Source organism: Mycolicibacter algericus DSM 45454, from assembly GCF_002086455.1.
Lineage (GTDB): Bacteria > Actinomycetota > Actinomycetes > Mycobacteriales > Mycobacteriaceae > Mycobacterium > Mycobacterium algericum.
In genome coordinates, this window is the sequence record NZ_MVHC01000057.1 from 1 (window position 1) to 9,138 (window position 9,138).

At 65.7% G+C, this 9,138-nt stretch carries 7 protein-coding genes and 3 pseudogenes; 6 read left to right on the forward strand and 4 right to left on the reverse strand.

What is annotated here, in order from left to right:
- Positions 1-71: 71 nt before the first annotated feature.
- Positions 72-926 carry a hypothetical protein gene (locus BST10_RS21790; protein ID WP_083040687.1) on the forward strand — a complete coding sequence of 285 codons (855 nt, stop codon included), beginning with the start codon at positions 72-74 and terminating at the stop codon, positions 924-926.
- Between the two features lie 12 nt (positions 927-938).
- On the opposite strand, the gene BST10_RS21795 is transcribed toward BST10_RS21790, so the two are convergent.
- Positions 939-2,156, reverse strand: coding sequence for a cytochrome P450 (locus BST10_RS21795; RefSeq protein ID WP_083040690.1), 1,218 nt, complete (start codon positions 2,154-2,156; stop codon positions 939-941).
- Positions 2,157-2,196: 40 nt separating this feature from the next.
- Here BST10_RS21795 and BST10_RS21800 point away from each other — a divergent pair, with 40 nt between their 5' ends.
- Complete coding sequence (locus BST10_RS21800) at positions 2,197-2,922, forward strand: acetoacetate decarboxylase family protein (RefSeq protein WP_165757227.1); 726 nt, start codon at positions 2,197-2,199, stop codon at positions 2,920-2,922.
- A 258-nt stretch (positions 2,923-3,180) separates the two neighbouring features.
- On the opposite strand, the gene BST10_RS24040 is transcribed toward BST10_RS21800, so the two are convergent.
- On the reverse strand, positions 3,181-3,882 hold the full coding sequence (locus BST10_RS24040) for a DUF5631 domain-containing protein (protein WP_083040695.1): 702 nt from the start codon (positions 3,880-3,882) through the stop codon (positions 3,181-3,183).
- A 1,239-nt stretch (positions 3,883-5,121) separates the two neighbouring features.
- On the opposite strand from BST10_RS24040, the gene BST10_RS24045 reads away from it, so the two are divergent.
- Entirely contained in the window at positions 5,122-5,487 is a 366-nt protein-coding gene (locus BST10_RS24045) for a hypothetical protein (protein WP_083040697.1), read from the forward strand.
- 322 nt (positions 5,488-5,809) lie between these two features.
- Here the strand turns inward: BST10_RS24045 and BST10_RS21815 are convergent, their stop codons facing one another.
- The gene (locus BST10_RS21815) at positions 5,810-6,283 is read right to left on the reverse strand and encodes a hypothetical protein (RefSeq protein WP_109559616.1); all 474 of its coding nucleotides are present in this window, start codon (positions 6,281-6,283) and stop codon (positions 5,810-5,812) included.
- Positions 6,284-6,506: 223 nt separating this feature from the next.
- On the opposite strand from BST10_RS21815, the pseudogene BST10_RS21820 reads away from it, so the two are divergent.
- The 3 pseudogenes from BST10_RS21820 to BST10_RS21825 all read left to right on the forward strand — a co-directional run.
- Positions 6,507-6,820: pseudogene (locus BST10_RS21820) on the forward strand (DUF2563 family protein).
- A gap of 90 nt (positions 6,821-6,910) precedes the next feature.
- Positions 6,911-7,036: pseudogene (locus BST10_RS24375) on the forward strand (putative alpha/beta hydrolase); the annotation flags it as partial.
- 121 nt (positions 7,037-7,157) lie between these two features.
- Positions 7,158-8,309 (forward strand): annotated as a pseudogene (locus tag BST10_RS21825) (putative alpha/beta hydrolase); the annotation flags it as partial.
- A gap of 600 nt (positions 8,310-8,909) precedes the next feature.
- Here BST10_RS21825 and BST10_RS21830 read toward each other — a convergent pair.
- On the reverse strand, positions 8,910-9,138 hold a 229-nt coding region (locus BST10_RS21830; RefSeq protein ID WP_165757229.1), incomplete at its 5' end, for a transposase.

A 9,138-nucleotide genomic window follows, 5' to 3' on the forward strand; every position in this document is an offset into this window, starting at 1 on the left:
ACAGAGACTCCCGCGATGGCCCCCTACATCAGGACCGACACGCCGCCCCTACTTACACCACCGCCGGGGACGTGAACGCCGTCCGAAGCGGGCGGCTGACGCCGTACGCCTTGCGGAGCCGATTCGTCGCGATCCATCCGGACGTTTATGTTCCAGCCGGTACTCGACCCACCGCGGTATTGCGAGCCCAAGCCGCGTGGCTGTGGTCGCGGCGACGTGGCGTCGTCGCGGGCCGGTCGGCCGCCGCGCTGCACGGCGCGAAATGGGTCGATGATCACGCGCCAGCTGAATTGCTCTACGACTGTCGCCGGCCACCCAAACACATCCACTCCTGGTCGGACCGCGTCGGCGAAGACGAGGTGCAGCTGATCGGCGGCATACCGGTGACGTCGCCGGCCCGCACCGCATTGGACCTGGCCTGCCGCTATTCCCAGGTCAAGGCGGTCGCGGCCATCGACACCCTCGGACAGGCCACCGACCTCAAGATCACCGACGTCGAGTTGCTGGCCGAACGATACCGGGGACGCCGCGGGATCTGTGATGCCCGAATCGCGCTGCGGCTCGTCGACACCGGTTCTGACTCACCACGGGAATCCCGGTTGCGACTACTCCTGATTCGATCCGGCTACCCGCCGCCGCAGACACAGATCCCGGTTTACGACGAATGGCACCAGCTTGTCGCGGTGCTGGACATGGGCTGGGAGGAGATCATGGTCGGCCTCGACTATGAAGGCGAACATCACCGCACCAATCCACGGCGCTCCAACCAAGACATCCGACGCCACGAGACGGTGACCGGGCTCGGCTGGATCGACCTGCGGATCACCCTCGAAGACACCGACGGCGGCATCCTTGGCCGGGTCGCGGACGCCTGGGCGCGACGAGCGTGTACTCCCAGCGATTTTCGGGCGCGCTTTTCGCGCTGAGTACACGCTCGGTTACGCGAGCACCGGCTTGCTCGGCGTGAACACCACCGGCATGGACACCGGACCGGATACGAAGTTCGCCGGTCGCAGCGGCACCTCCGCGCCGTCGGCCAGGCGCAGGTCCGGCAGCCGCTGCAGTACCCGCTCCGTCATCAGCGAAAGCTCCAGCCGGGCCAGCTGATTACCCATGCAGAAGTGGGTGCCGAAGCCGAACGCGACATGGCTGTTGGGGTCGCGCTTGATGTCGAACCGTTCTGGGTCGTCGAACACCGACTCGTCGAAATTCGCCGATTCGAACATCAGCATGATCTTCTCGCCCCGGCTCAGCTGGGTACCGTGGAACTCAGTGTCGGCGGTCAACGTGCGGCACATGTTCTTCACCGGGGAGGTCCACCGCAACATCTCCTCGATCGCCCCGGCCAGCAGACTCGCGTCGGCGCGCAGCACGTCCCACTGATCGCGGTGGCGCAGCAGCTGTTCGGTCCCCCCGGACAGCGTGTGCCTGGTGGTCTCGTCGCCGCCGATCAGAATCAGCAGGGTCTCGAAGATGATCTCGTCATCGGACATCACCGCCCCGTCCACCTCGGCGTTGACCAGAACGGAGAACAGGTCGTCGGTGGGTTCGGCCCGCCGTTTGACGATGATGTCGCGGGTGAATTCGGTCCAGCCGGCGAACGCCTCCATGACCGCCTGGAACGTCGCCGAGGCCGGATCCAGGTGCGAGCTCTGCCCCGCCACCAAGTCGTCGGACCACTTCAACAGCTTCGAACGATCTTCGGGAAGGACGCCGAGCATGTCGCCGATCACCGCCATCGGCAGTGGCGCTGCGATATCGCGGACGAAGTCACACTCACCCCGCTCGCAGACCGCGTCGATCAACCTGTCACAGAGTTCTCCGATGGACGGCAGCTGGGCGTGCACCCGCTTGCGGGTGAAACCGGCGTTGACCAGCTTGCGGCGCACCAGATGTTCCGGGTCGTCCATGTCGATCATGTACGGCATGCCCGGCTGGTCGGGCCGGATCCCTCCGGTGCTGGAGAACAGCTCGGGGTTGCGCTCAGCGTCGATCACCGCGGCGTAGCTGGCTGCGGCGGCCAGACCATTGCGGTCCCGGAACACCGGCTCGTGAGCGCGCATCCACTTGTAGGCGGCGCGCGCTCCCCCGTCGGAGTAGAAAGTGCCGTCGGTCAAGTCGACATCAGGCTTGGTCATCGGCTTCACATCAGCCATAACCTCAGTCATCAGCGTCCTCCGGATTACAGTGGGCGTCATGGCTCTTTCACAGCACACCATCGCTGGCACTGTGCTTACCATGCCGGTGCGCGTCCGTCAGGCGGATGTGCATTCCGCGATGTTCTCGGTTTCGGCGGACGCCGCGCAGGCGATGATCGACTACAGCGGCCTGCAGGTTTTCCAGTACCGGCCCGGACAGGCGGTGGTCAACCTGATGCTGGCCCGCTACATCGACGGCGATCTGGGGAAGTACCACGAGTTCGGTACCGCGGTGATGGTCAACCCGCCAGGTTCGTCCGCCCGTGGCTGGCGCGCATTGGGCTCCGCCGGTGCGTTCATCCACCACCTGCCGGTGGATCAAGGATTTACATTAGAAGCCGGACGCACCATCTGGGGGTTCCCGAAGATCATGGCGGACTTCACCGTTCGCGACGGCCAGCGGCTGGGCTTCGATGTGGCCGCCGGCGGCCAGCACATCGCCACAATGGAATTCGGGCGCGGGCTACCGGTACCGAGTCTGTTCACCTCGAAGCCGCGGACGCTGCAGGCGTTCAGTCACCTCGATGGCGTGACCCGCCAAGTGCCCTGGGAGATGCGAGTTTCCGGGGTTCGCGGGTCGTTAGGCGGTACGACGCTGCGGCTGGGCACCCACCCGTACGCACGTGAGCTGGCCGCGCTGGGCCTGCCCAAGCGGCCGATGATGTCGTCGACGGTGGGGCACGTCGAGATGACGTTCGGGGATGCCGAGGTTATTGGCCGCTAGCGGAGTCTGTCTTTGGCGATGGCGTTGAGCTGCGTGGGCTTGGCGTCGTCCGGCAGGGCGGAGGCCACAGCTGCGTTGCAGGCCTGATCCCCGGCTTCGCAGATCTCTGTTAGCCGTGCGCGTAGGTGGTTGACCGCAGCGGCGGCCGTCGTCCACGCTTGCTTCTTGTCCGGGCGTCCGGACGCGCCACTGCTTCTGAATCCAGCAACTGGTTCAGACCGGCCATTGCCATGCCGCACGGCGACCCGTCAGGCGCACTCATGCGGCTTGCCTGCCCGGGGCAACGGCCTGATGCCAGGCCAGGTGATAGCGGGCGAGCTCTTCGCTTCCGTCGATCAGGGCATCAATGGTCGCCAGCAGCATCCAGTCGGCGACATCCCGGGGCAGGTGGTGAGGATAAGCCGAGAGCACCTTGTCTGCGGTGTCGGCGATGACATTGCGGAATCGTTCGATTTCGTTGTCGGCGACACCGGATCTGCGGGCCACGGCGTGGGCGACCGTCTGCACGATGCGCGGTAGCCGAGAGCTGGCGCCCGCCGCATCGGTGAGTGTGGGCCCGAGTTCGTCGATGCGCTGGCCGTAGCGGGCGCGCTCCCCAGCGCCCGGACGTGGGTCGTTGGGGCCGGCTTCAGCTACATAGGTGTTGGGCTGATGTGTCGCGGTAGCGATGACCGCGCCGAGTAGATCAACGACACTCAGGTCGGGTCGGCGTTGGGCGGGAGCGAGCAGCGTGACGCCGGGCGGCAAGAGAACGCCGGGAGGGATCCAGCCTCCGGCCAAATCGGTTACCAGCACGGTGGTGCTCTCGTCGTCGCGCAAGCCGGCCGCCCAGGCCAGGTTCGGTGCCTGGCGGGCCACCGCATCGACTTTGCGCTGCACATCGTCCTGCTCGGCCATGCGCTTGGCGGCGGTGCCGGCCCCAGCCCCGGCCGTACCTCCGGCGGCCGCGCCGCCGGCCATCGCCGCACCCGACTGCCCGCTTGTGCTCGCGGTTGGTTTGCCCGGCGCGGGACGATCACCGGAGGACGCGACGGTCGCACCACCGGAGGTGGGTGTCGTGGGGCCGCCCGGCGCTGGCGGAGACACGGGGGCGGCTGGACCAGCCGTCGGCGTCGATGCGGCCGGTGCTGCAGCCGCGGCGGGGCGCAGGTCCGCCCCATAGCCCGGAAGCGGACCCGACGGCGGGGCTGCCGGGCCGGCGCTGATCGGCGCGGACGGCACCGCGGTCGGTCCGGCGGTCATGGGAGGAGCCGCTGCCGGAGTCGGCATCGTCGCTCCCGTGGTCGAAGCTGTCGGAGCAACCTCTGGGCTGGAGGCCCCGAGACTTCCCAGATTGCCGAGCACCCCGCCCGCCATCGGTGTCACCGATGGTGAGGGCGGCACCTGCGGACCTGACGATTGACCGAATCCAGAGGAGCCAGGGCCCCCTTGCGCCCATGGCGGTGTGCCGCCCGGCCCTCCTGGGCCAGCCGGACCTCCGGCAGTACCCGATGCAAATGCTTGGCTCAATACGCCGCCCTGGAGGCCAGCCGGTCCAGAGGCGCCGCTTGCGCTGCCGCCACCGCCGAAGCCCGCCCCGGAGGCGGTCAGGGGCGATGTCCCGCCAAGCCCGCCACCCGATCCGCCGGCGCCGGGTATACCTGCGCCGCCACCGCCGCCTCCCGAGAACCCACCGGTACCGCCCACGGAGCCCCCGCCTACCTGCTGGCCACCACCGCCCCAGTTGGCGCCGGCCGCATTACCACCACCGTTGGCACCAGTACTACTGCCGCCCCCACCGCCGTTAGCCGCCGTACTACCGCCCCCGCCGTTGGCACCCGTACCAGCGGCACCGCTCCCGCCCCCATTCGCGGCGCCGCTACCCCCGCTGCCTCCACCGTTGGCCGCAGTCGTAGCGCCGCTACCCCCGGTACCGCCACCGTTGGCTCCAGTAGTACCGCCACTACCACCGCTCGAGCCGCCGTTGGTGCCGCCTGCCGGACCACCCGAGTTGGCGCCGCCTGCCCTGCCACCGCCGCCCGTGCTGCCGAAGTTGCCACCGGCCCCCGCGTTTCCACCCTTACCGGCAGCTGTGCCATCACTGCCGGAACCATCGGTCGTTGCGGGGCCGGTCGTACCGCCTGTGTTGCCAGTCCCCCCTGCGCCGTCGTCGCCGCCGGTTCCGTTTGTGGTTGCTGGCGTTCCCGCACCCGTTCCGCGTTGCCCGCCGGCGCCACCATCGCCGCCGTTAGCTCGGCCGCCGTCGGTGGGTTGAGAGCCATTGGTACCGAGGCCGCCCTGGCCGCCGTCATAGCTCTGTGCCCTGGTGACCTCGCCCGGGGTCGGTTTTCGCGGGGGCGGGACATCGAGATTGGCGCCATGACCTCGCATCCATTCGTCAGCATTGACGTGGCCCCCGGTTTCATCGAACATGCGCTGGGTGGCATCGACTATCGCACTGTTTGCGGTTATCGCTGCGGCGCCGGCGTGCCGATTCGCCTCAAATACCACGCCGCCAATTTTAGCGACCTTCACTTCGGGCGGTTCATTGCTCTTCTGAATTTTGTCAATTTCGTCATTGCCTGATTTCGCAATGCCTGTCAACGTCTCACGTAGGTGGCTGACCGCGGTGACAACGCTTTCATTGGCTTCCTTTTTGGAACGGCAATGGTGAGCGACGTCGAGCAACCGCTTCTTTCCAAGCCGCAAGCGGCTCAGCATGTCCTCCAAGGTGTTGCCACTGTTGTGTTCCCCCAACCACAGGGCGGCCTTATTAAGCTCGTTAGCCTCGCGCTGTTTAATATCCATGTGGCCAGACCAAAACGCAACTGCGTCGGTCGGTCCTGTGGGCGGCGCAGGCCACCACGCACCGATCAACATCTGCGTGAACGGTCTGGAGTCAGGGAGATCAGTCACCGCATAAATCCTTCATTGCGCGGTCCTTCGCATTCGTGTCGTCAACTGCCGCCTGCCACTGATCCGGCGTAGACATGCCATGTGTTCCCTTCGCCGCCATCGTCTGGTAGGAACGCGCTAGTGCGCGGGCAGCATCGCGATATTTGCTTTCGAGTGCTGGATCTGCCGCGGCCGTATCCAGGATTAACGCGCCATTAGTCATAGAGATCCGCGCGAGCGCAATATCGCCATCGGGCAAAGTCTCGATGCTCATCGCATGTGCTGCCAGAAGGTATTGATCGCACAACTGCGTCTTCGCCTCCCCCTTCTGCGCAGTCGTGTAGGTCGGAGTGGACCCCGACCCCGACCGGGTCAGCGCCACGATCAACGCCGCTGCGGCCAAGACTATGGCCACGGCGGCCAGGGTCGCTGTCAGCCAGTTGCGGGATCGGACTGGTGCGGGCGGTGCGGGCCAGGGCTGTGTCATGGTCACGTCACGGATGGTATCTCCGGGTGGCGATTCTTCGCTTACATCATCATTTCCCCAATGCGGCCACAAGTCTGGACTATGGGTCGCCATACTGCGACTGGCGCGGAAACCCGCAGTTGAGGCCAGCGACAACCTCGCTCATAGACCACCGCAAACTAAATTGACGCCGAAGGCCTGCCCTGTCAGCGTTGTCAACGACCGATCTGAGAGGGGTTCGGAGGTGTTTGTCGATCCGGCGACGCTGCGATCCGGGGCGGCGGATATGCATGGCGCGAGCGAACACGCCCAGGCCGGGGCAGCCCGGCTGAACCAAACAGCCGTGGCGCCAAGCATTTTCGGGGCCTTCGGCGCCGCGGACGTCTTCCACAACGCGCTCTCCCGGCCCACACCGAGCACATCACCACCCTCAACGGCCACCGCCGGACCCTGTCCGGCGTCGGCGACAAAGCCCACCATGCCGCGCGCGAGTTCACCGGCATGGATCAGCACAACGCGGCCCAGCTTCGTGCGGTGCGGTGCAGCTCCAGCACATAAACCCGGCGCTGCTGATCGAAGCAGCCAGCGGAGACCCGTGGCAGGGTCAACAACACCCTGCAAAGCGGTAACCCCGCCGTCATCGACGAGCTGGCGCAGGCCTTCCACGACGCCGGCGCCTGCACCGCCGAATCCAGTGCCGCGTTCGCCCAAGCACGCCAACGCTTCCAGGCCGCCTGGAACCGGGAGAACGGCGAACACCCCATCAACGACTCCGCCGAAGTGCAGCGCGCCACCACCACCTTGCAGCTGCAACAAACCCAACTCACCGCGATCGGCACCGGACCTGGAAACCATCGCCGCCGCGCTGGCCCAGGCACAGAAATCAGCGGCCGCAAAGATCAACGCGCTCGAGATCCAGCTTCAAGACATCGACAACCGCATCGGCATGTACCAGCAGGCGAACCTCGACACCTCCGAGCTGGAGCAGGTGGCGATCGACGACACCGCTGGCCTCCTGCATCAACTCGAAAAGTTCCGCGATGACTATGCCGCAGTCCTACAAGGCGCCACCAGCAAACTGCTCTCCGATGGCTACGAGCCGGCACCGCTGCACGGCTATGACGGCGACGGGCAACCCACCCAAGACCAACAAGCCGGTCGCGCTGCCGATGCCTACGGCACTACCGAGCGTGATCGCGACCAGCAGTTGGTGGACAGCCCCGGCGAGATGACGCCTGAGAAGGCGGCGGCCGCCGCGCGGCTGCGGGACTACGCCACCGCTACCGACCCGGCCGCCGATCCGCAGGCCCGGCGCCTGGCCGGCGAGCGCCTCGACGACTACCGAATGGCCAATTTCATCGGCCCGCTGCCGATGGACCCGGTCCTGGGTGGAGAGGCTCGAACCCGCGCCCAAACACGGCTGGAGCTGCAGAAGGATCTCGAACAGGGGATGGCCGACGGCCGAGCTTTCACCCCGGATCAGGCCACCCACCTACTCGACACCGCGGAACAGAATGCCCGAGTCATCGTGACCCGGCAGGCAATCGACGCCCTCGTCCGAAACGGCGGAATGTCGCACCAAGGCGCGACGCAACTCATCGGCGACATCGCGCGAGGCCGAGTTGGCCACATCCTGCGGAATGGCGGCGACGCCGCGGGGATCTCTGCCAGTGCCGGCAAGGCGGCCCTCAACGCGTTTGCCGACAAGGTTCCCACCGGAAAGCATTGGGCACCGGGGGTTGCTTACAGCGCGGAAGACATCGCCGCGATCACGAATCTGTCGAAGCGCATGGGCTTCGCCGGCAACGTGCTCGGGTCCGCCGTCGGAATCTACGACGTGTTCGTCGACCACAAGCCGTTCGTGGACACCGCGGCCACAAGCGCGGGGGGTTCCGGAGGCGGAATCGCAGGTGCAGAATTGGGAGCCTCCGTTGGTGCCCTCGCCGGGCCAGTGGGCGCTTTCGTTGGCGCACTGGCCTTCGGGGTTGTCGGTTCGGTGTCTGGAGAGAAGGTCATGGAAAACCTCCTCGAGCTGGCGAGGAATTGACGTGCGAGCGGTGCGACGTTTAGCGTTCAAATCGTGAACCCGGTCGCGGGCTTTGCCAGCATGGATCAGCTGGTTGCGTTCGTGGGCGCCCTTGTCTGCGCAATAACAGCCTTTATTCCGGACTCGTCTGACCGCGAAAATCTAAGCCGAAATAGACGGATCTTCTGGGGAGCCACTGGCGCAGCAATGGTATTCGCATTCCTCGGTCTGCTGCCCGACTGGAGACATAGCCTCGAAGCAGCGTTCGCGGTTGGCGCTCTGTTCTTCCTCCTTGCGTTCCGGGATACGCCTTACTTAAGGTCCGCGGAAAAGTATACGCATGGTGGAGATCTGACCGCCTGGCGGAATCCGATGAGCAAAACGAGGAACCGGGCCACGATCCGATTCCCGACTCATACACTGGCTCGTCTACCGCCAATCAAACCTGGTGGATGACGATCGGAGCTTATGCGATATGCATGTTCGTGATCTACGACGACTTCGTAGCGCATAACATTCACTTTGCCGGAATTCCGGCGGCCATCATTTTTATATATGTGCCACTCTACTTTGGCTACTGGGATGCGAGTTGGGACTACCCGATAGCCGGCTCTTCCGGTTTCAGAGTGCGTTGATCCGGTCTTGAAGTTGGCCGGAGTGGATCAGGGATCGCAGGATGTAGTGGTTGAGGTTGCGAAATCCCAGGGCGATGCCGCGTAGGTGTTCCAGGCGGCCGTTGATGGCTTCGACGGGGCCGTTGGAGATGCCGACGTCGAAGTAGGCCAGGATTTCGCGGCGCCGCTTCCAGAGACTGCGACCCAGCTGCGCCAGCTCATCGAGGCCCTTAGGT